The sequence below is a fragment of the Faecalibacterium sp. 7 genome, assembly GCF_049562865.1.
Taxonomy (GTDB): domain Bacteria; phylum Bacillota; class Clostridia; order Oscillospirales; family Ruminococcaceae; genus Faecalibacterium; species Faecalibacterium wellingii.
This window is the reverse complement of the sequence record NZ_CP186911.1, coordinates 568,258-590,232: the sequence shown is the minus strand read 5'-3', so window position 1 is coordinate 590,232 and position 21,975 is coordinate 568,258. Positions and strand designations below refer to the sequence as shown.

Here is a 21,975-nt window from a genome sequence, read left to right as displayed (position 1 = left end):
ATGAGAAACGTAACGGTGGCCGTGGTGCAGATGCAGTGCGCCAAAGAGGTGGAGGCCAACATCGCCAAGGCAGATGCCATGGTGCGGGAGGCAGCGGCAAAGGGGGCCAAGATCATCCTGCTGCCGGAACTGTTCGAGCGGCCCTATTTCTGTCAGGAACGGCAGTATGAATATTACGCCTACGCCACCCCCACGGCACAGAATCCGGCAGTGCAGCACTTCCGGGCAGTGGCAAAGGAGCTGGGCGTGGTGCTGCCCATCAGCTTCTATGAGAAGGCGGGCACCCAGCTGTTCAACAGCATCGCAGTGCTGGACGCAGACGGCACCCTGCTGGGCGTCTACCGCAAGACCCACATCCCGGACGACCACTACTATCAGGAAAAATTCTACTTTACCCCCGGCGACACCGGCTTCAAGGTGTGGGATACCCGCTTTGGCCGCATCGGCATCGGCATCTGCTGGGATCAGTGGTTCCCGGAGACGGCCCGCAGTCTGGCCCTGATGGGGGCCGAGCTGCTGCTGTACCCCACGGCCATTGGCAGCGAACCCATTCTGGACTGCGACAGCGCCGGGCACTGGCGCCGCTGCATGCAGGGCCATGCTGGCAGCAACCTTGTGCCGGTTCTGGCGGCAAACCGCATCGGTCTGGAAACGGTGGAGCCCTGCGAGGCCAACGGCGGGCAGAAGTCTGCCCTGCGGTTCTACGGCTCCTCCTTCATTGCAGACGAGACCGGTGCACTGGTGGCAGACGGCACCCGCGATACCGAACAGGTGCTGACCGCGACCTTCGATCTGGACAAGGTGGAAGAAAACCGCATGAGCTGGGGCGTGTTCCGGGACCGCCGCCCGGAGTGGTACGGCGAGACGACCCGTCAGGGCCGGGGCGTTTGAGAAAAGACCATGAAACGAAGAGATTTCTGTAAAACGGCTGCCGCGCTGCTGGCGGCGGGAACACTGACTCCCCACGCGGCGGCAGAGGCTCTGCTGCCGGAAGAAACACAGGCCGTGGTGGGCAGCATCGTGCCGGAAGACCGGTATCCCATGACCTTCCGCAGCGACCACAGCGAGACCGACCTGACCCATGACTTTTACTATACCGACGCCTTTTTTGAGAACACGGCGCTGAAGTATGACCATCGGCTGGCGCTGGCCACGCTGGGCCTTGTGGCGGCATGCGGAAATACCTACCGCAGCGATGCCCTCTACTGGCTGGAGGGGGAAGCGGGCCGCGAAGACCACATTGCAGCGGCCTACCGGGAGCTGGGCTTTGCCAATCCGGTCTGCGTGAGCTATCAGAGCAGCCTGAATACACCGGCAGACCGGGCGGGCTGCGCCTTTGCCCAGAAAACGCTGGTGCAGCAGGGACGGCGCACCACCATCATCGTGGCGATGCTGCGCGGCGTGGGTTATGGCGCAGAGTGGGTCAGCAACCTGCATCTGGGGGAGAACAGCTGGCATTACGGCTTTGTCACGGCGGCAGAGCAGTTCTTTGCAGACCTGCAGGATTATCTGGCCTGTGCAAAGGCCGCAGCCGGAGAGCTGGGCACCATCAAATTGTGGCTGGGCGGCTACAGCCGCGGCGCGGCAGTGGCAAACCTGGCCGCCGCCCGGGTGCGCAGGGAGCTGCCGCAGATCGCGCAGGAGGACACCTATGTGTACACCTTTGCAGCCCCGGCGGCACTGACAGCGGCAGACCTGCCGGAGCTGCAGGCAGACTACGACAACAACCACACTGCCAGCGGCCAGCTGAAAGCGGACTGGGACGGGAGCAACATCTTCAATCTCATTTCCAGCGGCGACGTGGTGGCCCGGGTCATGCCGGAAGAGTGGGGCTATCACCGCAACGGCAACGACCGTTTCCTGCCCGCCACGACCTATCGGAACGAGCTGGACGATCTGAACATCATCGAGAGCCGCATGGGCGGCGTGCCGCTTCGGTTCGACCAGCTGGCGACCCGGGAAGATGTGGATTCGGTGATCGCGGCGGCCCTGCGTTTCTGTAAGAGCCGCGAGAACTATCACCAGAAATACGAAGCGGCATTCATGGATATGATCCAGTGCGCCTTTACCCGCTCGGAGGAAGAGGTGGCCGACGGCGTGATCCTGGACGACGAGGCCGTGATGGCCCGTCTGCGCAGCATGCCGAACATCCGGCAGATGGACTGGAGCAGAGTGCTGCGCTGCGTAATGACGGCCTCTGCCATGAGCCGCCCCATTCTGGAGCGGGTGGGGGCCATCATCCCGCTGCAGGCACGGCAGATCGTGATCCCGGTGCTGGCTGTGGGCCTGTGCTATGAGGTGGAGACCGATGTGCTGAAGCTGCTGGTGTACTACATCATCAGCCTGATGAGTGTGAACAGTCCGGCAGACAGCGTTCTGCGTGCGGCATTCTGCCACTACCCGGAAAACTACATCACCCTGATGGAATACTACGACCCCGCCGAGCACGGCATGGCAGGATATACCAGAAGATAAAAAGCCCCGCGCGCCGCCGTGCATCCCATCCAAACAGAAACCCGGAACCCTTTTTGAGCCGTTGGCCCTGAAAAGGTTCCGGGTTTTGTACATGCTTTCGTGGTGGAATATTGTCCACAGCACTCAAACTTTTAAGCGGGCATATCGTTGCTGCGGTCAGAGCGCTTCAAACCAAGAAACGGAGGCACTTCGGAACGCTTCAGCCCTTGCTCGTGTGCTTTTTTCAGTTGGTATTCGTGCAGGGCAATGCTGTCCAGCAGATCGCGCTGATTTTGGGAAGCTGCATAGTAATCAACGCCGAACCGCTTGCAGACTGCGCTGAGTTGGTCGAGCATTTCGACAGCAGTAGGGGACATTCGTTTGACCTCGATATCCATAGAAGCACCACCTTTCAGGAAAGATATGTATTGAAAAGAGAAAGAGCCGCATTGTCGGCAATCATCAACATGATCGGCCCACCGGATTGTTTGGCAAAGACCTGAATTGCGCCAAAGTCCCGGATATAATGTTTTGCAAGTTCATCCGTCTTAGCTTCAAAGGTGACAACACCATTTTTACCGGAATCAATGGAAAGCTGGATGCCAAATGCGATCATCATGCGCCCAATGTCCAGATATTTGCGTTTTGCAGTTAACGTGGGGTTGCTTTCCGGGTGGCTTTCGATGTATTCAATATACACGAACATACTGGCTTCTGTTTCGCGGTAAGCACCCAATGCTACGATTTCGCCGCTTTCGGTCTTGGCGGTATACTTTTCCAGTGCGGGGTCACCGATGAACTCACTTGTCCAGTCGGTCTGCCAACTCTCTTTGGTTGCTGCAAGGTCGGCAGAAGTTGACTTTTCGATTTCAACCGGAATCTTATTACCCGTATCGGATGCTGTGACAAAATATTGCAAAATCATTGTGCCCACCTTCTTTCAGTTTTATTATAACGAAAGAACGCTGGACTTTCAAGCGCCCTACTGGGGCTTTGATTGCCCCGCCTGCGGCGTGGCCGTGCTGTTCGAGTCCTGTACCGTCCACCAAAACAAAAAGACCCGACTCGAATGAGTCGGGTTGTTTTGGTGGAGCATTGTCCACAGCACTCGAACCCAACACTTCCTCACGGGTGACCGTTTTGGCATCATCCGTGAAGTTGAAATTGAGTACGACCCGGTCATCAAAGACGTAGACCGAGTTGACAAAGGTATCAATGATCTGCCGCTGGTGTTCCGTGCTGCCCACGTCACCCTTGCGGAATTTTTCAAGCCAGAACCGAATCCACTCACGGGTCAGGACGGGCTTTTTCAGTTCTTCCTCCAGAATACTGGTGTTCAGAGCTTCTTTCCGGGCTTCCAGCTCGTCCAGCCGCTGCTTGGTGGTCGGGGTCAGGATGCCCTGTTCAATGGCTTCCAGAAGGTTTGCCAGCCGCTTCTCCGTGTCCCGGAGCTGCTCTTTCAGGACAGGCAGCCGGGTGTTCTCCTTCTGCTGGGCATCCATGACCAAATCTATCAGCCGTTCGATGATTTCATCGCTGAAAATCACCTTAATGGCGGTGTCCACCACGAACCGTTCCAGCGGCTCCTTGCGGATAGCCTTCAGGTCACAGTGCGCCTTGCCGTGGCGCTTGGCGTTGCCGCACTTGTAGTAATAGTAGGTGTTTCCCATGTGGCTGGTGCCGCTTTCGCCACCCATCAGGGTGCCGCACTTGCCACAGAACAGCTTAGTGGTCAGCAGATAGCTCACATCCTCTTTTGCAGGCCGACCGTGGGCGATCCTGTTCTGCTCGAAACGCTGCTGCACCCGGTCGAACAAATCCTGGTCAACAATAGCCGGAATGCCGCCCGGCGTCACAATGTCCTTGTAGCGGTATTCGCCGATGTAGCGGCGGTTGCGGAAGATCTGGAAGAAGCTGTTCTTTACGAACGGCTTCCCGGTGCGGGTACGCAGGCCGCGCTCATTCAGGGATGCTGCAATCTTCTCAGCCGGTTCGCCGTCGGCGTACCGGGTGAAGATCTCCTGCACGATGGGAGCCGTTTCCGGGTCGATATGGTACAGCCTGTCCTCCTTGCCGATGGTGAAGCCCAGCGGCACCACACCGCCGTTGTACTTGCACTGGAGGGCGTTTTCGCGCTCACCGCGCGCCACTTTCAGGGCGAGTTCGGCGGAATAGTATTCCGCCATGCCAATCAGCATACTCTCCACCATAATGCCTTCAGGCCCCTGCGAGATGGGTTCCATGGCAGACACCAGATGGACACCGTTCTTTTCCAGCTGGTACTTGTAGTTCACGGCATCGAACCGATTCCGGGCAAAGCGGTCCAGCTTCCAGACCAGAACTACGTCGAAGATTTTCTTTCCGCTGTCCTTGATCATCCGCTGAAAGTCTGGGCGGTCATCCGTTTTGGCAGAGTAGGCACGGTCAATGTAGGTGCCGACCACGGTGATGCCGTTCTTCTCGGCGTAGTCTTTGCAGTCGCGCAGCTGTCCTTCAATGGACGCTTCGCGTTGGCTGTCGGAAGAATAGCGGGCGTAGATTACGGCGGTCATGGTTGCACCTCCTTGGTAGCACGTTCGGGTTGCCTTTATAGTATCGAGTCAAGCGCAGCTTGTCAACAATCTGCGAGCAGATTGAAATGTGAAAATTACGAAACGCAGCGAAAAAGGGAAGAGCAAGAATCGTCCCGTGGCCACAAATTTTCAATTCTTGAAAATATTGTGCCCTTCCGGGACTGCACTTCTGCAACGCTCCCGCATTTTTGAAGTGCTCTTGTTGGGGCGTGCCTGCCCCAAACCCTGCTGTTGAGGTTGCGATAAACTGGAAGTTATAGAGCTATCTTTTTCCATTTTCTAATCTTAGTTCTAAAGGTTCCGAATGGAGCAACTGTGTTAACATGTATGAATTTGTATACTTCCCAGACAGCTGTTTTAGTTGCCTCGTCAGCCCATTTTCTCATATGTGGTTTGAATAATTCTTCCTCACTTAGCGAATCAATCATTGCATAAATAGAATTGATATTCTCATTCAACATGTCTTTCAACTCTTGCAGTGACAGGTGCGCATATGTATCTGTGAACCACTGATATAATTCACCAAGCTGATTCCACTTAAAGTTATCAGAGGGAGTTTTGACCTGAATACCCTTTCTTTCGTCTGCTTCCCATTTAAGAATGAGAGCTGTCCATCCAACCTGATAAGCAAGATTTTCTGCAGGAGTTCGATCAACCTCATCAATTCTCTCATCTTTTAAGGATTCTGGAATATCATTAAATTCTGATATATACTTTGCAAAGCTTTTATTTATCTCGTTTTTAAGTTCGTCTTTATTCACATATGTTCTCACTATTCTATCTCCTCAAATTCCGATTTGTTGAGTTGAGTATACCATACCGTCAGTCGAAAGAACACCCCTATATGCAAGAACTTTTCCTTTTTACTACGTACGTGCGTACCGGCCATGTACGCACGTACGCAGCGATTGCCCCCAATGCGCCATATAGAGTGGACGACCAAGTTCGCACAAGGCGAACTTGATCCCGCAAAACAAAAGGCAGGATACCACCGTCATAGTGATACCCTGCCTTTGCTCGTTTACTGTTCCGAGTAGTCCTTTCTCAGAACCTCCTGCAAACAAAAAACGTACCCGAACCCTTTCTCATAGAGAATCAGGTTCGAGTACGAACTGTATGGTGGACGGTACAGGACTCGAACCTGTGACCTCCTGCACGTCAAGCAGATGCTCTACCAGCTGAGCTAACCGTCCATATTCCGTTTTTGCCGAAATCAGCTTGTTTATGTTATCATACCTTTTGCAAAAAAGCAAGCCTTTTTTGCAAAAAATATAAAACTTTTTTGAAATTACGGCCTCAAAAAAGCCTTTTCTGCGCGGGAACGCAGATTTCGGCGCAAAGGATCGGCGGCTTTCTGTTGCTCACACTGTTTTGTTGTGATATAATAATAAAGTTATAATAGGAATAGTATCGGAAGGTATCGCAGCATGAGAGTTTTGGGCATCGACCCCGGCTACGCCATCGTGGGCTGGGGCGTGGTGGATTACGGGGGCAACCGGTTTGCGCCGGTGGATTTCGGTGCGGTGTGCACCGATGCGGGCGTGCCGTTCGAGCGGCGTCTGGATGAGGTGTACACCGGTATCAAAGGGGTGATCGAGCGCACCCGGCCTGAGGTGCTGGCCATCGAAAAGCTGTTCTACCAGCACAACCAGACCACCGTGATCGGCGTGGCCGAGGCGCGCGGGGTCATTCTGCTGGCGGCGGCGCAGGCGGGCCTGCCCATCTACGAATACACCCCCATGCAGGTAAAGCAGGCTGTTACCGGTTACGGCAAGGCCGTGAAAAAGCAGGTGCAGGAAATGACCCGTGTGCTGCTGCATCTGCCCGCCGTGCCAAAGCCGGACGATACCGCTGATGCACTGGCAATGGCCATCACCTTCTGCCACACCAACGGCAACCAACTCAACCGCTTTGTCCGCCGTGTGGCGGGGCCGATCTGACCCTCTCACCGGTTCCGTCCGCCTGCGGCGGCGCGGTGCCGGAGCTCTCCCGAAGGGAGAGCTGAACAGAGGAAAATTGGCCGACACAGAAACTGAGAGGGTTTCAAATGATCTACTGTCTGACAGGAAAAATCGTCAAAAAAAGCATGAATGCCGTGGTGCTCAGCTGCGGCGGTGTGGGCTACTACGCCCAGTGCCCGGCCAGCGTGGCGGGCGCACTGCCCGGCGTTGGCAGGGAAGCCACCATCTACACCGTGATGAGCGTCACCGAGAACGATGTGAGCCTTTACGGCTTTGCCACCGAGGAACAGCAGGCCTGCTTTGAGATGCTGACTGCCGTGTCCGGTGTGGGCCCCAAGGTGGGTCTTGCCATCCTGAGCGTGATGGAGCCGGAGCGGGTGGCGCTGGCGATCTCGGCGGGGGACCACAAGGCGTTCAAGGCGGCTTCCGGCGTGGGCCCCAAGCTTGCCCAGCGCATCGTGCTGGAGCTGAAGGACAAGGTCGCCAAGGGCTTTGTGGACGGCATTTCGCTGGAGGATGTGGCGGGTGCTTCCGCGCAGACGCCCGCTGCCCAGAGCAGCAGTCAGGCCATTGCGGCGCTGGTATCGCTGGGCTACAGCCAGAGCGAGGCCGCACTGGCTGTTTCCAAGATCGATGCAACATTGCCCGTGGAAGAGATCATCAAGCTGGCCCTGCGCGGCATGGCAGCAGGCAGGAGGTAAACGATGCAGGATGAAACCGCGCTGTATGGCGCAAAAATGATGCAGCCCGGCATGACTGCGGCGGACAGCGAGGAAAACAACCTCCGCCCGCAGCATCTGGAAGACTACATCGGGCAGGAAAAGGTCAAGCAGAACCTGAAGATCTATCTGGAAGCCGCCAAGCGGCGCGGGGAGCCCATGGACCACATCCTGCTCTACGGCCCGCCGGGTCTGGGCAAGACCACGCTGGCGGGCATCATCGCCAACGAGATGGGGGTGCAGATCCGTATCACCAGCGGCCCGGCCATTGAAAAGCCCGGCGACCTTGCCGCCCTGCTGACCAACCTGCAGGAGGGTGATGTGCTGTTTATCGATGAGATCCACCGCCTGTCCCGGCAGGTGGAAGAGGTGCTGTATCCGGCGCTGGAAGACTATGCGCTGGATATCATGATCGGCAAGGGCCCCAGCGCCCAGAGCATCCGCATCAATCTGCCGCGGTTCACGCTGGTGGGTGCCACCACCCGTGCGGGCCAGATCACCGGCCCGCTGCGGGACCGTTTCGGCGTGCTGCTCAAACTGGAGCTGTACGGCCCGGACGAGCTGAGCCGCATCATCCAGCGCTCGGCAGGCATTCTGGATCAGCCCATCACGCCGGAAGGCGCATACGAGCTGGCCAAGTGCAGCCGGGGCACCCCCCGTGTAGCCAACCGCTTTTTGAAGCGCATCCGCGACTTTGCCACTGTGCTGGGCGATGGCATCATTGACCGGGATGTTGCCCTGATGGGCCTCAAACGGATGGACGTGGACGCGCTGGGTCTGGATGAGCTGGACCGCAGCCTGCTGCGCGCCATCATTGAAATGTACAACGGCGGCCCGGTGGGTCTGGAAACGCTGGCGGCGGCTCTGGGTGAGGAGGCCGTCACGCTGGAAGACCTGTGTGAGCCGTATCTGATGCAGATGGGCTTTCTGACCCGGACGCCGCGGGGCCGCTGTGCCACCCGGCTGGCCTACGAGCATCTGGGCCTGAAAGCGCCGGAGACCGGCGCGCCCGAAGAGAACGGGCAGCAGAGTTTGTTCTGACCCTCTCAGGCCGCTTCGCGTCCAGCTCTCCCGAAGGGAGAGCTTCATGAGCGAAAAACCAAAAGATGCCAAAAAGCTCCCCCTTTTGGGGGAGCTGGCAATGCCGCAAGGCATTGACTGAGAGGGTTCTTCTTTCTATAGAAAGTGGGGTTTTATTATGGGAAAATATTTTGGAACCGATGGCGTGCGCGGTGTAGCGGGCGCAGACCTGACCTGTGAACTGGCTATGAAGATCGGCCGCGGCGCGGCTGCGGTGCTGACCGGCAGCACCGGCCACCGTCCGCGCATCCTCATCGGCAAGGACACCCGCCAGTCCGGCGATATGCTGGAAGCAGCCCTGACCGCCGGTCTGTGCAGTGTGGGTGCGGATGTGGAGAGTTTGGGCGTTCTGCCCACGCCCGCTGTGGCCTATCTGGTGGGCAGATACAATGCAGATGCCGGTATCGTGATCTCGGCGTCCCACAACCCGATGGAGTTCAACGGCATCAAGATCTTTGCCGGTACCGGCTACAAACTGCCGGACGAGGTGGAGAACGAGATCGAGGTCTACATCGACAACGACTGCGCGGGCATTGAGCTGAAAACCGGTGCCGAGGTGGGCCGTGTTTACCGCCGCGACGATGGCCTGCAGGACTATGTGGATTACCTGTATGAGTCCATCCACGGCGACCTGACCGGCCTGAACGTCTGCATCGACTGTGCAAACGGTGCTTCTGCCGCTGTGGCGCAGAAGCTGTTCCCCCGTCTGGGCGCAAAGTGCACCTTTATCGGTATTGCACCGGACGGCCAGAACATTAACAAGGGCGTGGGCAGTACCCATCTGGAAAATCTGGAAAAGGCCGTGGTGGAAGGCGGCTTTGACTGCGGCATTGCATTTGACGGCGACGCCGACCGCTGCCTTGGCTGCGACGAAAAGGGTCAGGAGATGGACGGCGACAAGATCATTGCCCTGCTGGCGATGACCATGAAGGAAAAAGGCCGTCTGGACGGCGACACCGCTGTGGTCACGGTCATGTCCAATCTGGGCTTCATCAAGTACATGGAGGCACAGGGCATCAACACCGAAAAGACCGCCGTGGGCGACCGCTATGTGCTGGAAAACATGCGCGAGAACGGGTTCGCCATCGGCGGCGAGCAGAGCGGCCATGTGATCCTGCTGCACCATGCCACCACCGGCGACGGTGAGCTGACCGCCGGCAAGCTGCTCAAGCTGCTGGCGGAGAGCGGCAAAAAGATGAGCGAACTGAACGGGATCTATGCCCAGTACCCGCAGGTGCTGGTGAATGTGACCGCCAACGCTGCCCAGAAAAAAGCCTACAAAGAGGACGAAGTGCTGGCCGGTTTCATTGAGAACGAGCAGCAGAAGCTCATGGGTATGGGCCGCGTGCTGGTGCGGGTGTCCGGCACCGAGCCGAAGATCCGCGTGATGGTGGAGGGGCAGGATCTGGACGCCATCCACCGCTGCGCCGACCGCATCGTGGATAAGATCAACAAACGCATTCTGGGACAGTAAAAGAAGGGAGGACGCCATGCGCCCTGCAGATACCTGGAAAGATTACGAACTGCTGGATGCCACCGACGGCAACCGTCTGGAGCGCTGGGGTGAGACCATCCTCATCCGCCCGGACCCGCAGGTGGTGTGGAAAACGCCCAAGCAGAGCCCCCTGTGGGCAAAGGCAGATGCGGTGTACCACCGCTCCAATCAGGGCGGCGGCGAGTGGGAATACAAGCGCCGTCTGCCCGAAAAGTGGAAGATCAGCTGCGGCGAGGGCGAGGATAAGCTCACCCTCATCGTCAGCCCCACCGGCTTCAAGCACACCGGCGTGTTCCCGGAGCAGGCTGTCAACTGGGCATGGTACGCCAAAAAGATCCGTGCCGCAGGCCGCCCGGTAAAGGTGCTGAACCTGTTCGGCTACACCGGCGGTGCCACGCTGGCCTGTGCGGCGGCAGGTGCCACCGTCTGCCATGTGGATGCCTCCAAGGGCATCGTGGCGTGGGGCAAGGACAATGCCGTGGCAAGCGGCCTTGCCGACCGGCCCATCCGCTGGCTGGTGGACGACTGTGCCAAGTTCGTTGCCCGCGAAAAGCGCCGCGGCAACACCTACGACGGCATCATCATGGACCCGCCCAGCTACGGGCGCGGCCCCGGCGGTGAGATCTGGAAGCTGGAGGACTGCATCTACGACCTCATCAGCCAGTGCGAGGAAGTGCTGAGCGATACGCCGCTGTTTTTTGCAGTGAACAGCTACACCACCGGCCTGTCCCCGGCGGTCATGGAATATATGCTCAAGACCACACTGGTGCCCCGCTTTGGCGGGCAGACCTCCTGCGATGAGATCGGCCTGCCGGTCTCTGCCACCGGCGGCGTGGTGCCCTGCGGCGCAACGGCCATCTGGGAAGAGTAATATAAAAAGCAAGAGATTTTCAACACCACACGCAGTGTGGTGTTGAAAATGATATAGAATGGGGTACAGCCCCTTTCAGAGGGGCGCACCACCAGAAAGAGAAACACAAATGGAAGAGACGATTTTAACAGCACAAAATCTGAAATTCCGCTACGACAGCGACCAGCCGGTCTACGCACTGGACGGTGTCTCAACGGAAGTAAAGCGCGGCGAATTTGTGGCCGTGCTGGGTGCCAACGGCTGCGGCAAGTCCACTCTGGCAAAGCACTTCAACGCCATCCTGCTGCCGGAGAGCGGCAAGGTCTACGTGGAGGGCATGGACACCGCAGACGATGACAAGATCTATGATATCCGCCAGACCGTGGGTATGGTGTTCCAGAACCCGGACAACCAGATCGTTGCCACCGTGGTGGAGGAAGACGTTGCCTTTGCACTGGAAAATCTTGGCGTGCCGCCGGAGGAAATGCGCCGCCGCGTGGACGACTCCATGAAGATGGCCGGCATCTATGAGTACCGCGAGCGCGCGCCCCACAACCTTTCCGGCGGCCAGAAGCAGCGCGTTGCCATTGCGGGCGTGGTTGCCATGCGGCCGGACTGTCTGATATTAGACGAAGCCACCGCCATGCTGGACCCCCGGGGCCGTGAGCAGGTGATGCAGACCATCCACTACCTGAACAGGAATATGGGCATCACCGTGGTGTCCATCACCCACTACATGGAGGAAGCTGCGCAGGCAGACCGTGTGCTGGTGATGAGCAAGGGCCATGTAGTGATGGAGGGCACCCCCAAAGAGGTGTTCAGCCAGACCGAGAAGGTGCGTTCCCTGCATCTGGATGTGCCGCAGGCCGCAGAGCTGCGGGACGAGCTGGTGAAGGCCGGCATCCCGATGCCGGAGGGCATCATCAACACCGGCGAATGCGCACAGGCTCTGTACGAGCTTTTGCAGTAAGGGAGGGCAGACGCAATGGCAGATATCATCAAAGTAGAACATCTGAGCTACGTCTACAACCCCGGCATGCCCAATGCGGTCACTGCGCTGGACGATGTGAGCTTTACGGTGGAAGAGGGCGACTTTGTGGGCATCATCGGGGCCACCGGCTCCGGCAAGAGCACCCTCATCACCCATATGAACGGCCTGAACAAGCCCACCAGCGGCAAAATCTATATCGATGGGCGCGACCTGTGGGCCGACCCGGAGAAGATCCGGGATTTCCGCTTCCTCACCGGTCTGGTGTTCCAGTATCCGGAATACCAGCTGTTCGAGGAGACCTGTTATAAAGATATCGCGTTCGGCCCCAAGAACATGGGTCTGGACGAAGCCGAGATCGACCGCCGCGTGCATGAAGCCGCCGATTTCGTGGGCCTTGACCCGGCCCTGCTGGAGCGCAGCCCCTTTGAGCTGTCCGGCGGCCAGAAGCGCCGGGTGGCCGTGGCGGGCGTCATGGCTATGAAGCCCCGCATCCTTGTGCTGGACGAGCCTGCCGCCGGTCTGGACCCGGAGGGACGGGACGACATCCTCAGCGAGGTGAAGGAGTACCACAAAAAGACCGGCACCACCGTGCTGCTGGTGTCCCACAGCATGGAGGACATTGCCAAGTATGCCAACCGTGTCCTCGTGATGAGCAACAAGAAAATTGCCATGTACGACACGGTGGAAAAAGTCTTTGCCCGCGCTCCGGAGCTGCTGGAGCTGGGCCTTTCCGTCCCGCAGGTGACGAAAATTTTCCTCAAGCTGCGGGAGATGGGGGTGGATGTGCCCGCCGATGTGTACACCATCCCCTATGCGGTCAAGATGATCCTGGAGGCGAAGCGCCGCCGGGATGCAGGCGAGAGCCTCGTGCTCCCGCGGGAAGCAAAGCAGAAAGGAGGTGCTGCCGGATGCTGAGAGATATCACCATTGGCCAGCACTTCCCGGGCAACAGTCTGGTGCACCGGTTCGACCCGCGCCTGAAACTGGTGCTGACCATCGCCTATATCGTGCTGCTGTTTGCAGCCTCCAATCCGCTGGGCCTTACCCTTTCCATCCTGTTTCTGGCAGTGATGTATCGGGTGGCAAAGATCCCCGGCAAAATGATCCTGAAGAGCCTGAAGCCCATCCTGCCCATCGTGGTGTTCACGGCGGTGCTCAACCTGTTCTTTGTGTCGGGCGAGGGCGAACCGCTGGTGCATATCTGGTTTTTGACCATTTATGCTGAGGGCGTGCGCTACGCGGTGCTGATGGCGGTGCGCGTCATGGCGCTCATCGCGGGCACCAGCCTGCTCACCTACACCACCAGCCCCATCGTGCTCACGGACGCCATTGAGCAGCTGCTCAAGCCGCTGGGCAAACTGCACTTCCCGGTGCATGAGCTGGCCATGATGATGAGCATTGCCCTGCGCTTCATCCCCACCCTCATTGAGGAGACGGATAAGATCATGAACGCCCAGAAGGCCCGTGGTGCCCAGCTGGACACCGGCAAGATGACCGACCGGGTAAAAGCCTTGGTGCCGGTGCTCATCCCGCTGTTCATTTCGGCCTTCCGCCGTGCGGACGAGCTGGCCATGGCTATGGAATGCCGCTGCTACCGGGGCGGCGATGGCCGCACCCGCCTGAAGGTGCTGCGCTGCGAAAAGCAGGATTATATCGATCTGGCCGTGTGCATCGCCTGCTTTGCAGTGATCCTTGCCTCCCGGCTGGTGTTCCCGAATTTTTAAAAACTCTCCCAGTCGCCTTCGGCGACAGCCCCCTCGAGGAGGGGGCCTTATAGACTCCCACTTTGGAAAATGACCTTTTCTGGTGTGAGAAAAAATGCCGCTTTCCACTGCGGCCCCTCCGGTGAAAATGCGTCTGTCGCGGCCCGCAGGCCGCGACAGACGCGAAATAAAAACTCTTTTCCGCTGAATATGGCCAGAGCGAAGCGGAGGCCATTTTAAATTTAAAGTATGAATTTTTTACTTACCCTTGCCTACGACGGCACGAACTACTGCGGCTTTCAGGTGCAGCCCAACGGGCGCAGCGTGGCCGCTGCGTTTCAGGACGCGCTGGAAGCGGTGCTGGGCTCCCGGCCCGACATCAAGGGCTGCAGCCGCACCGATGCGGGGGTGCATGCGCTGGGCTTCCGACTGAACTTCCACGCCGATACCCGCATCCCGGCAGCAAAACTGCCGCTGGCGCTGAACCAGCATCTGCCGCCGGACATCCGGGTGCTGGATGCGCAGCCGGTGCCGGAGGACTTCCACGCCCGGTACGCCGCCCACACCAAGACCTATCTCTACCGCATCCACAACCACCCCATCGATTCGCCTTTTGATGCGGCCTATTACACCCGGGTGCCCCGGCATCTGGACGAAGCCAGAATGCAGGCGGCAGCACAGCAGTTCGTGGGCAGGCACGATTTTCTGGCCCTGTGCGCGGCGGGCTCTTCCGCTGCAGCCCATGGCGACACGGTGCGCACCATCACGGACTGTCACGTTACCCGCAAGGGGGACGAGATCGACATTGAAGTGACCGCCGACGGCTACCTGTACAACATGGTGCGCATTCTGGCGGGCACTTTGTGCGAAGCGGGTGCAGGCCGGCTGGACCCGGCGGAAATCCCCGCCATTCTGGCAAGCCGCGACCGCAGCCGCGCCGGGCCGACCCTGCCCGCCAAAGGCCTGTTTTTAAAATGTGTGGAGTATGATCTGTAAGGAGAACCATCCATGAGCAAAATTCGCCGCGGCGACCATTCCAGCGAAGGGGAGCCGCTTTCTGCCGGGCGCGTCGAATATCTGGAAGCCGCCCGGGCCCGGGTGTGCACACGGCGCATCCGCCGCACCGTCATCATCGTAGCGGTGCTGACCATCCTCGTCCTGTTTGCCACCGGTGCGGTGGGCTCCTCCATCGCGCGGGCAAAGGATCTGGTGGATACGGCTGTTATCACGCTGGCCCCGGCGCCCGGCTGGCCGCAGCAGACCGGCATCACCGACCCTGACACGGTGCAGCAGCTTTCCGGTGCCTTTGTGGAGATGGGCGGGGACAGCTGTGCTGTTTACAGCATGAACGGCACCCGGCTCAACAGCATCCAGAGCGGCTACGCCCGCCCGGCCATTGCGGCCGGCAAGACCCGCTTTGTGCTGTACAACCGCTCCGGCAGTGAGCTGCGGGTGGAAAGCCGCACCCAGAACCTTTACACCAAGACCATGGACAGCACCATCTACCTGTGCGCCGTGGCAGACGCCGGGCAGGTGGCTGTTGTGACCGACAATGCCGACAGCGCGGCAGCGCTGACCGTTTACAATTCCAGCATGCAGCAGCAGCTGGTCTGGAACCTGACCAGCGAGCAGGGCGTTCCCCTGCGCATGGCGTTTTCGCCGGACAGCCGCCGCCTTGCCGCAGCCGCTGTGACGGCAGTGGGCGGGCAGTTGACCACCAACCTGTATGCGCTGCCCCTTGCACAGGGCGACCCGGTGCTGCTGAGCACTGAGAACAGTGTGCCCCAGTGGATGGGCTGGCTGTCCAACGGCTTTCTGCTGGTGATCTACGAGAACCGCGCCGTGCTGTACAACACCACCGGCGGCAGCATCGGCGAGCGCGCCAGCTATGACTTTGGCGGCAGCACCCTCGTCAGCGTGTCTGCCGAAAACAATGGTGTGGCCCTGCTGCTGAGCAATGGCCAGACCAGCACGGCGGTGCTGCTGGACGGGGAGCTGACTGTGGGTTACAGCGGCAGCGTGCTCTCGGCCAGCCAGATCATCCGGGCAAAGAACGACGGCTTCTATCTGCTCACCGACAGTACGGTGGAGCGCTTCAACAATGTGGGCGAGTTCCAGTGGAGCCAGCCGCTTTCGGCCCGGCCCCGGGCACTGGTCGAGGGCAGGCAGATCTTGGTGTTCACCGGCAATACGGTGCAGGTGCTCACGCCGCCGGAGCAGGCAGCTTCCAGCGGACAGTGACTTTTTAGGTGGGAAATCATGCGGAAATAGCACTCTTGCGGGGAAAGTGATAAAAATAACAGGGAAAACAAGGTATGTTCAAGAATCCGTCATTTCTTTTTGATATTATATGCACTGTAGTATGGGTGATCCTGATGGTGCGCTATGCGCGCAAGGGCTTCCTTGCGTCCATGGTGGGGCTGGTGGGCAATCTGCTCAGCCTGCTGGGTGCCCACCAGCTTTCCGCTGCCTGTGCCGGATGGGTGTTCGAGCACATGCTGGCCGGCGGCTTCCGCACCCAGATCGCCGCCAGCATCGCCGCAGGCGGTGCGGTGGACCTTTCCGGCATTGCGGAAAAGTATGCAGGCTTTCTGCCCGCCAGCTTCCGCGCGTCCATCGTGGCGGCCTGCGAGCGCTCCATTGGGGCCGTTCTGGCCGACAATGCCGTGGTGCTGGCCGATTCCATTGTGGAGAATGTGCTGCAGCCCCTGCTCACCCCGGTGATCACACTGGTGCTGTTCTTCCTGTTCTACGCGCTTCTGCGCCTGCTGGTGAGTATGCTGGTCACGGTGCTGGGCCTTGTGAACAAGCTGCCGGTCATCGGCACGGTGAACCGCGGCCTTGGCTGGCTGGTGGGAGCCGGTACGGCACTGCTGGATGTCTATCTGGTGCTGTGCATCCTGTGGGGCCTCATCGTGATCACAGGCGGCAGCCTGAATGTGCTCAACGATACGGTGATGAGCACGAGCATTTACTACAAAATCTTCAATCTCTTCAACCCTTTCCTGTAAAGGGTTTTGAATAAAGGAGGAACTATGCTCTGTATTCGATGCCAGAAACGTCCGGCGATCATCTTCATCCAGCGGATGGATGGCGGTCAGATGAAGCAGGAGGGCTACTGCCTGCACTGCGCACGGGAACTGCACATCAAGCCGGTGGATGATCTGATGAAGCAATTCGGCATGTCGGATCAGGACCTCGATAACATGGAGAGCCGCATGGAAAGCATGATGGAGGAAATGGGGGACTCGAACCCGCTCTCCATGATGATGAACATGGCGCAGGGGGGCGAGGACGCCGACCCGGACAGCATGGACGAGGATCTTGTGCCCGGCAGCAATGCCACCTTCCCGCTGGGCTTTACCAGCAGCGATAAAAAGGAAGGCGATAAAAAGACCGACCGCAAAAACGGCAAAAAGCCGCCCAAGCGCAAATTTCTGGATACCTATTGCGAGAATCTGACCCGCAAGGCCCGGGAAGGAAAGCTGGACGATATCATTGGCCGCGACCGCGAAATTTACCGCACCATCCAGATTTTGAGCCGCCGCCAGAAGAACAACCCCTGCCTCATCGGCGAAGCCGGTGTGGGCAAGACCGCCATTGCCGAGGGCATTGCGGAGCGCATCGCAAAGGGAAATGTACCCATCGGCCTGAAGGATAAGGAGATTTATCTGTTGGACCTCACCAGCCTTGTGGCAGGCACCCAGTTCCGCGGCCAGTTCGAGCAGCGGGTCAAGGGTCTGCTGAGCGAGGTAAAGGCTGCGGGCAATGTGATTTTGTTCATCGACGAGATCCACACCATCACCTCGGCCGGTGAGAGCGAGGGCGCCATGAACGCGGGCAACATCTTAAAGCCCGCCCTCTCCCGCGGAGAAATTCAGGTCATCGGTGCCACCACCTTCAACGAGTACCGCAAGTACATTGAAAAGGATCAGGCGCTGGAGCGCCGCTTCCAGCCCGTGAGGGTGGAGGAGCCCAGCGTGGCCGACACGTTGGCCGTGATGAACGGCATCAAGCGCTACTACGAGCAGCACCATCATGTGCAGGTGCCGGCCGATGTACTCAGCGCCACCGTCACCCTGAGCGAACGGTATATCACCGACCGCTTCCTGCCCGATAAGGCCATTGACCTGCTGGACGAAGCCTGTGCCTGCTGCAATCTGGCCCATCCGGTCATTTCCGAGTATCTGGGGATGCAGAAGGAGCTGGATGCCCTGAAGCAGGAAGAAGCCGAGATGGAGAATGCGGATGTCAATGAGCCCATCGACTACGAGCGTGTGGCAGAGCGCAAGACCCGCATCGCCAAGCTGGAGGCAGAGCTGCCCGCAAAGCAGGCCGCCGCCAGCGAGATCCAGGTGACCATGGACGATGTGGCCAAGGTCATCGAGCTGTGGACCGGCATCCCGGCGGTGAAAATCCGCGAGACCGAGTTCGCGAAGCTGGCAAACCTTGAGAGTGAGCTGAAAAAGAAGATCATCGGGCAGGACGAGGCCGTGCATCTGGTGGCGCAGGCCATCAAGCGCAGCCGCGCCGACCTGTCCGGCCGCCGCCGTCCGGCAAGCTTCATCTTTGTGGGCCCCACCGGCGTGGGCAAGACCGAGCTGGTCAAGCAGCTGGCAAATCAGCTGTTCGACGGCCCCGATCCGCTCATCCGTCTGGACATGAGCGAGTATATGGAAAAATACGCGGTGTCCCGCATGATCGGTTCGCCTCCGGGCTATGTGGGCTACGAGGAGGCCGGTCAGCTCACCGAGAAGGTGCGCCGCCGCCCCTACAGCGTGGTGCTGTTCGACGAGATCGAAAAGGCACATCCGGATGTGATGAACATTCTGCTGCAGATTCTGGACGAGGGCAAGATCAACGATGCGCAGGGCCGCACGGTGGACTTCTCCAACACGGTCATCTGCATGACCTCCAACGCCGGCAGCAGCGACCAGAGCACCGGCGGGCTTGGCTTTAACAAGAGCGAGGAACAGCTCAGCGAGGAAAAGACCCGCAAGGCGCTGGCCCAGTTCCTGCGGCCGGAGTTCCTTGGCCGCGTGGACGAAGTGATCGCCTTCAAGCCTTTGACGGAACAGACCCTGCAGGGCATCGCGGCCCTGATGCTGGACGAGTACAAGCCCGGCATGGAGGCCAAGGGCATCGCTTACAGCTACACCCCGGCAGCGCTCAAGGCACTGGTGCAAAAGAGTCAGGGCGGCAAGTTCGGCGCCCGCGACCTGCGCCGCGTGATCCGCAAGGCCGTGGAAGACCCCGCCGCCGAGCGCCTGATCGACGGCAGCCTTGCTTCCGGCGGCACCCTTGTGGTGGATGCCGATGAAAACGGCGAAATTATCTTGAAGTAAACAAAAAGCCCCTGCATCCGTTTTTGGAATGCAGGGGCTTTTCCGCTGTTCAGTGCTGTACGGCAAACTGGAACTTGTCGGGGCGAGGCCCCTCCATCTTGCTGCCGCAAGACCGTTCGGTCGCTTAAAAGCCCCACTGGGGCTTTCATTGTTCCGCTTCGCTCCACAAACGCGAACTTGTCGGGGCGAGGCCCCTCCATCTTGCTAACGCAAGACCGTTCGGTCGCTTAAAAGCCCCACTGGGGCTTTCATTGTTCCGCTTCGCTCCACAAACGCGAAGTTAGCGATTTCTTTTTCCGGTATTCTCTGTCCCACGGATTTCCTCATGATAGAAATAATCTACGATCACCGGATGCCCCTGCGGGACTCTGCCATAAGGCATTTCATTATCCACAAAGGCACAATCGTACTTCTTAGCCATTTTCTCGGCTTTTACTTCAAGTGCTTCAAAGTAGCTGCGGTTATGCTTGTTATAGATCTCGTCGTAAAGTGGTACAAGATCAGGATATTTTCCGGCAATATAACCCATAATTGTCTTTTTGAAACCGCCTCGAAGATTGAGATTTTCGAGCCAGAACAGATCGCACTGATCCTTTACCCGCTCAAAGATTGCTTCAAAATCCGTGATACCGGGAAATACCGGGGATACGAAACAGACTGTACGGATACCTGCTTCATATACCTGCTTCATAGCAGAGATACGGCGCTCAATGCTCGAAGCAGAGTCCATATCGTTCTTGAAATTTTCATCCAGTGTGTTGATCGACCATGAAACGGTTACACGTCCAAGCTTCTTCAGCAGATCAATATCCCGTACCACAAGATCCGACTTTGTGCAGATCAGAATATCTGCGTCACTGCCGATCAGCTGCTCCAGAAGTTTTCTGGTATTCCCGAATTGCTCCTCCTGTGGATTGTAGCCATCTGTCACAGAACCGATGACCACCCGCTGTCCGGCATATTTCTTCGGATTTTTAATTTCTGGCCAATGCTTCACATCAAGGAAAGTGCCCCATTCCTCCTTGTGCCCGGTAAAGCGCTTCATAAAAGAAGCATAGCAATACTTGCAGGCATGTGTACAGCCTACATAGGGATTGACCGAGTAACCGCCTACCGGCAGACTAGACTTAGTCATGATGTTCTTTGTTTCCACCTCACGAATGAGGATTCCATTTATTACTTCTTCCATGATTTCTGTACCTCTAACACTTTATTAAATTCTTCCGGCATTTCCTGAATCATATTTTCATCCCCTATGATAGGGACAAGGTCTTCCTTCATAAACACCGGAATGCCGAGCTTATCTGCCTGGTCCGCCAGAGACCATGCCCATTCCGGCTCCGTATGAATCTTCCTGCTCTGAGCTCCGGTCATGGTGCCGACAACGATCCAATTGATTCCGGAAAGGTCAACTGTGCCGGGATCGTCGAATAACGGCTCAAAGGTAACATGGTAATGTTTTGCTCTGACGTTTTTCCGAAGGGCGTCGATACGCCACAGTTCTGCTTTCCTCGTCACCGTAACGCCAAACCATGCGTTTTCCAGATCGGTATCAAAATCCAGCAAATCAGGTCGCTTGGTAAGGAACAGGAACTGATGCTGTGGATTTTCACGGATCTTTGCAAATACCTCGTCTCTCCATTCCGGCTTCCATCCAGAGAGATCGCTCATGCCGGTAAGAAGAAAGTTCTGCGGACGTTTCTTTTCCATCATCTTGAGCTTACTCGGAAAGAATTCAGGGTCAGTGAAGTCATCAATCATATGCCAGCGGTTCACGTTGTTGCGGGCATAGCAATATGTACACCCCACTGTGCAGCCAATGACGATATTCATGTTCTGAATCTGATCTTTGATACAAATACTCATGACTTCTGCCACTCCTCAAGATTCTTTCTGATGCGGTCGAGGCATTCCTCAAACCGGGTAATTTCTTCCGCTGAAAAACCTTTGTAGTAAATACTGCCCATCTCATCAGATACAGAATCGTACTCGCCCTTTAAGGCATGTGCTTTCTCAGTCAGAAACAGGAGCGTTTTCCTTTTGTCCGTTTCAGACTGAACACGGCTTATCAGCCCTTGATTTTCCATTCTTTCCAGCATCGTAGTAAGAGATGTTATCGCTAATCCGCATTTGACCGAGAGTGACCTGATCGAGATTCCATCCTCCTGCCACAGCACATAAAGAATACGCCCTTGGGCTCCATTAAACGCATCAATATTCTTTTCACTGAGAATCTTCTCGAAAATCCGGTCTCCAAGCTGTTTTATTTTGGTGACAAGAAATCCTCCATTCATTTCCATACAAAAACTCCTATATAGTAGTTTATTAAAAACATACTATATAGGAGTTTTATTGTCAAGAGTTTATATGTCTTAATAGGTAAATTCCGTTTTTTTCAATTCTCCAAACTGGAATTTTACAGGGTATGAATGATATGAGAAGCAAGTTCTGCATTTTCTTTGTCTACAAAAATCTCTGTAATATACCGAGGCTTTATTCCAAAAGTCCCGATTTGTGCTCGCATCCGTGCTGCGTCAAAAACACTTCGCTGATTCACATCTTTGGTTTTGCAATAGCATTTGATTCCAGCCGCTGTCAAAGCATCTGTAATACGGTGGCAATAGGTTGAATCCGAAACCGTTGCTACCTGTGACTTGAAGAATCGTTCCAGCATGGTGAACCTCCTGTGCAAAAAAGTTGAACGATGAGTACTTGATGAACCAACGTAGCAAATTCCGATTTATTGAATCAAGTATAGCATATTGCGAACAAAAGGAAAAGGATTAGATGTGAATGTATGATGT

At 57.3% G+C, this 21,975-nt stretch carries 22 protein-coding genes and 1 tRNA gene; 14 read left to right on the top strand and 9 right to left on the bottom strand.

The features are described from left to right. A complete protein-coding gene (gene aguB, locus ACKXF7_RS03045; RefSeq protein ID WP_423742096.1) occupies window positions 1–891 on the top strand; it encodes an N-carbamoylputrescine amidase in 891 nt (296 codons plus the stop codon). 9 nt (window positions 892–900) lie between these two features. Then, entirely contained in the window at window positions 901–2,475 is a 1,575-nt protein-coding gene (locus tag ACKXF7_RS03040; protein ID WP_423742095.1) for a lipase family protein, read from the top strand. Window positions 2,476–2,606: 131 nt separating this feature from the next. On the opposite strand, the gene ACKXF7_RS03035 is transcribed toward ACKXF7_RS03040, so the two are convergent. The 5 genes from ACKXF7_RS03035 to ACKXF7_RS03015 form a co-directional block, all read right to left on the bottom strand. Next, window positions 2,607–2,852 (bottom strand): hypothetical protein, encoded by a 246-nt coding sequence (locus ACKXF7_RS03035; protein ID WP_249241181.1) that lies wholly within the window; start codon window positions 2,850–2,852, stop codon window positions 2,607–2,609. 14 nt (window positions 2,853–2,866) lie between these two features. Then, window positions 2,867–3,379 (bottom strand): hypothetical protein, encoded by a 513-nt coding sequence (locus ACKXF7_RS03030; RefSeq protein ID WP_423742094.1) that lies wholly within the window; start codon window positions 3,377–3,379, stop codon window positions 2,867–2,869. Next, window positions 3,339–5,006, bottom strand: a complete 1,668-nt coding sequence (locus tag ACKXF7_RS03025; protein WP_423742093.1) for a recombinase family protein — start codon at window positions 5,004–5,006, stop codon at window positions 3,339–3,341. Before ACKXF7_RS03025 ends, ACKXF7_RS03030 begins: the two co-directional genes overlap by 41 nt. Before the next feature lie 275 nt (window positions 5,007–5,281). Continuing rightward, window positions 5,282–5,800, bottom strand: coding sequence for a ClbS/DfsB family four-helix bundle protein (locus ACKXF7_RS03020; protein WP_117485977.1), 519 nt, complete (start codon window positions 5,798–5,800; stop codon window positions 5,282–5,284). A gap of 344 nt (window positions 5,801–6,144) precedes the next feature. Further along, a tRNA-Val gene (locus ACKXF7_RS03015) sits at window positions 6,145–6,220 on the bottom strand. A 234-nt stretch (window positions 6,221–6,454) separates the two neighbouring features. Between ACKXF7_RS03015 and ruvC the strand changes: the two genes are divergently transcribed. From ruvC to ACKXF7_RS02955, 12 genes are all read left to right on the top strand, one after another. Continuing rightward, window positions 6,455–6,967, top strand: a complete 513-nt coding sequence (gene ruvC / locus ACKXF7_RS03010; RefSeq protein ID WP_423742092.1) for a crossover junction endodeoxyribonuclease RuvC — start codon at window positions 6,455–6,457, stop codon at window positions 6,965–6,967. Window positions 6,968–7,074: 107 nt separating this feature from the next. Continuing rightward, complete coding sequence (ruvA, locus tag ACKXF7_RS03005; RefSeq protein WP_339394633.1) at window positions 7,075–7,689, top strand: Holliday junction branch migration protein RuvA; 615 nt, start codon at window positions 7,075–7,077, stop codon at window positions 7,687–7,689. Window positions 7,690–7,692: 3 nt separating this feature from the next. Continuing rightward, window positions 7,693–8,748 carry a Holliday junction branch migration DNA helicase RuvB gene (gene ruvB, locus ACKXF7_RS03000; RefSeq protein ID WP_423742091.1) on the top strand — a complete coding sequence of 352 codons (1,056 nt, stop codon included), beginning with the start codon at window positions 7,693–7,695 and terminating at the stop codon, window positions 8,746–8,748. Window positions 8,749–8,905: 157 nt separating this feature from the next. Next, on the top strand, window positions 8,906–10,261 hold the full coding sequence (gene glmM, locus ACKXF7_RS02995) for a phosphoglucosamine mutase (RefSeq protein ID WP_423742090.1): 1,356 nt from the start codon (window positions 8,906–8,908) through the stop codon (window positions 10,259–10,261). 16 nt (window positions 10,262–10,277) lie between these two features. Further along, a complete protein-coding gene (locus tag ACKXF7_RS02990; RefSeq protein WP_291013552.1) occupies window positions 10,278–11,153 on the top strand; it encodes a class I SAM-dependent methyltransferase in 876 nt (291 codons plus the stop codon). Between the two features lie 109 nt (window positions 11,154–11,262). Further along, window positions 11,263–12,102 (top strand): energy-coupling factor transporter ATPase, encoded by an 840-nt coding sequence (locus ACKXF7_RS02985; protein WP_249237882.1) that lies wholly within the window; start codon window positions 11,263–11,265, stop codon window positions 12,100–12,102. 15 nt (window positions 12,103–12,117) lie between these two features. Beyond that, a complete protein-coding gene (locus ACKXF7_RS02980) occupies window positions 12,118–13,038 on the top strand; it encodes an energy-coupling factor transporter ATPase (RefSeq protein WP_348584407.1) in 921 nt (306 codons plus the stop codon). Continuing rightward, entirely contained in the window at window positions 13,032–13,847 is an 816-nt protein-coding gene (locus tag ACKXF7_RS02975; protein WP_423742089.1) for an energy-coupling factor transporter transmembrane component T family protein, read from the top strand. Before ACKXF7_RS02980 ends, ACKXF7_RS02975 begins: the two co-directional genes overlap by 7 nt. A 228-nt stretch (window positions 13,848–14,075) precedes the next feature. Continuing rightward, on the top strand, window positions 14,076–14,822 hold the full coding sequence (gene truA / locus ACKXF7_RS02970; protein ID WP_348584409.1) for a tRNA pseudouridine(38-40) synthase TruA: 747 nt from the start codon (window positions 14,076–14,078) through the stop codon (window positions 14,820–14,822). Between the two features lie 12 nt (window positions 14,823–14,834). Next, on the top strand, window positions 14,835–16,067 hold the full coding sequence (locus tag ACKXF7_RS02965) for a DUF5711 family protein (protein WP_423742088.1): 1,233 nt from the start codon (window positions 14,835–14,837) through the stop codon (window positions 16,065–16,067). Between the two features lie 74 nt (window positions 16,068–16,141). Continuing rightward, on the top strand, window positions 16,142–16,837 hold the full coding sequence (locus tag ACKXF7_RS02960; RefSeq protein ID WP_423742087.1) for a hypothetical protein: 696 nt from the start codon (window positions 16,142–16,144) through the stop codon (window positions 16,835–16,837). Between the two features lie 24 nt (window positions 16,838–16,861). Next, window positions 16,862–19,171: an AAA family ATPase gene (locus ACKXF7_RS02955; RefSeq protein ID WP_423742086.1), complete on the top strand. Its 2,310-nt coding sequence runs from the start codon at window positions 16,862–16,864 to the stop codon at window positions 19,169–19,171. A gap of 280 nt (window positions 19,172–19,451) precedes the next feature. On the opposite strand, the gene ACKXF7_RS02950 is transcribed toward ACKXF7_RS02955, so the two are convergent. The 4 genes from ACKXF7_RS02950 to ACKXF7_RS02935 all read right to left on the bottom strand — a co-directional run bounded on the left by ACKXF7_RS02950 (window position 19,452) and on the right by ACKXF7_RS02935 (window position 21,845). Further along, complete coding sequence (locus tag ACKXF7_RS02950) at window positions 19,452–20,360, bottom strand: radical SAM mobile pair protein B (protein ID WP_423742085.1); 909 nt, start codon at window positions 20,358–20,360, stop codon at window positions 19,452–19,454. Beyond that, window positions 20,348–21,037 (bottom strand): radical SAM mobile pair protein A, encoded by a 690-nt coding sequence (locus tag ACKXF7_RS02945; protein ID WP_423742084.1) that lies wholly within the window; start codon window positions 21,035–21,037, stop codon window positions 20,348–20,350. The genes ACKXF7_RS02950 and ACKXF7_RS02945 overlap by 13 nt, the downstream gene beginning before the upstream one ends. Continuing rightward, a complete protein-coding gene (locus tag ACKXF7_RS02940) occupies window positions 21,034–21,471 on the bottom strand; it encodes a radical SAM mobile pair system MarR family transcriptional regulator (protein ID WP_423742083.1) in 438 nt (145 codons plus the stop codon). Before ACKXF7_RS02940 ends, ACKXF7_RS02945 begins: the two co-directional genes overlap by 4 nt. 116 nt (window positions 21,472–21,587) lie before the next feature. Then, on the bottom strand, window positions 21,588–21,845 hold the full coding sequence (locus tag ACKXF7_RS02935; RefSeq protein WP_339394642.1) for a hypothetical protein: 258 nt from the start codon (window positions 21,843–21,845) through the stop codon (window positions 21,588–21,590). Between the last annotated feature and the right edge of the window lie 130 nt (window positions 21,846–21,975).

Excerpts from the sequence above, each read along its gene's own strand:
- ACKXF7_RS02935 (WP_339394642.1), bottom strand. The coding sequence starts at position 21,845 with ATGCTGGAACGATTCTTCAAGTCACAGGTAGCAACGGTTTCGGATTCA.
- ACKXF7_RS02955 (WP_423742086.1), top strand. The coding sequence starts at position 16,862 with ATGCTCTGTATTCGATGCCAGAAACGTCCGGCGATCATCTTCATCCAG.
- ACKXF7_RS02975 (WP_423742089.1), top strand. The coding sequence starts at position 13,032 with ATGCTGAGAGATATCACCATTGGCCAGCACTTCCCGGGCAACAGTCTG.
- glmM (WP_423742090.1), top strand. The coding sequence starts at position 8,906 with ATGGGAAAATATTTTGGAACCGATGGCGTGCGCGGTGTAGCGGGCGCA.
- ACKXF7_RS03025 (WP_423742093.1), bottom strand. The coding sequence starts at position 5,006 with ATGACCGCCGTAATCTACGCCCGCTATTCTTCCGACAGCCAACGCGAA.
- ACKXF7_RS02960 (WP_423742087.1), top strand. The coding sequence starts at position 16,142 with ATGTTCAAGAATCCGTCATTTCTTTTTGATATTATATGCACTGTAGTA.
- ACKXF7_RS03035 (WP_249241181.1), bottom strand. The coding sequence starts at position 2,852 with ATGGATATCGAGGTCAAACGAATGTCCCCTACTGCTGTCGAAATGCTC.
- ruvB (WP_423742091.1), top strand. The coding sequence starts at position 7,693 with ATGCAGGATGAAACCGCGCTGTATGGCGCAAAAATGATGCAGCCCGGC.
- ACKXF7_RS02950 (WP_423742085.1), bottom strand. The coding sequence starts at position 20,360 with ATGGAAGAAGTAATAAATGGAATCCTCATTCGTGAGGTGGAAACAAAG.
- ACKXF7_RS02985 (WP_249237882.1), top strand. The coding sequence starts at position 11,263 with ATGGAAGAGACGATTTTAACAGCACAAAATCTGAAATTCCGCTACGAC.
- ACKXF7_RS03040 (WP_423742095.1), top strand. The coding sequence starts at position 901 with ATGAAACGAAGAGATTTCTGTAAAACGGCTGCCGCGCTGCTGGCGGCG.
- ACKXF7_RS02965 (WP_423742088.1), top strand. The coding sequence starts at position 14,835 with ATGAGCAAAATTCGCCGCGGCGACCATTCCAGCGAAGGGGAGCCGCTT.
- ACKXF7_RS02945 (WP_423742084.1), bottom strand. The coding sequence starts at position 21,037 with ATGAGTATTTGTATCAAAGATCAGATTCAGAACATGAATATCGTCATT.
- truA (WP_348584409.1), top strand. The coding sequence starts at position 14,076 with ATGAATTTTTTACTTACCCTTGCCTACGACGGCACGAACTACTGCGGC.
- aguB (WP_423742096.1), top strand. The coding sequence starts at position 1 with ATGAGAAACGTAACGGTGGCCGTGGTGCAGATGCAGTGCGCCAAAGAG.
- ACKXF7_RS03030 (WP_423742094.1), bottom strand. The coding sequence starts at position 3,379 with ATGATTTTGCAATATTTTGTCACAGCATCCGATACGGGTAATAAGATT.
- ruvC (WP_423742092.1), top strand. The coding sequence starts at position 6,455 with ATGAGAGTTTTGGGCATCGACCCCGGCTACGCCATCGTGGGCTGGGGC.
- ACKXF7_RS02980 (WP_348584407.1), top strand. The coding sequence starts at position 12,118 with ATGGCAGATATCATCAAAGTAGAACATCTGAGCTACGTCTACAACCCC.
- ACKXF7_RS02940 (WP_423742083.1), bottom strand. The coding sequence starts at position 21,471 with ATGGAAATGAATGGAGGATTTCTTGTCACCAAAATAAAACAGCTTGGA.
- ACKXF7_RS02990 (WP_291013552.1), top strand. The coding sequence starts at position 10,278 with ATGCGCCCTGCAGATACCTGGAAAGATTACGAACTGCTGGATGCCACC.
- ruvA (WP_339394633.1), top strand. The coding sequence starts at position 7,075 with ATGATCTACTGTCTGACAGGAAAAATCGTCAAAAAAAGCATGAATGCC.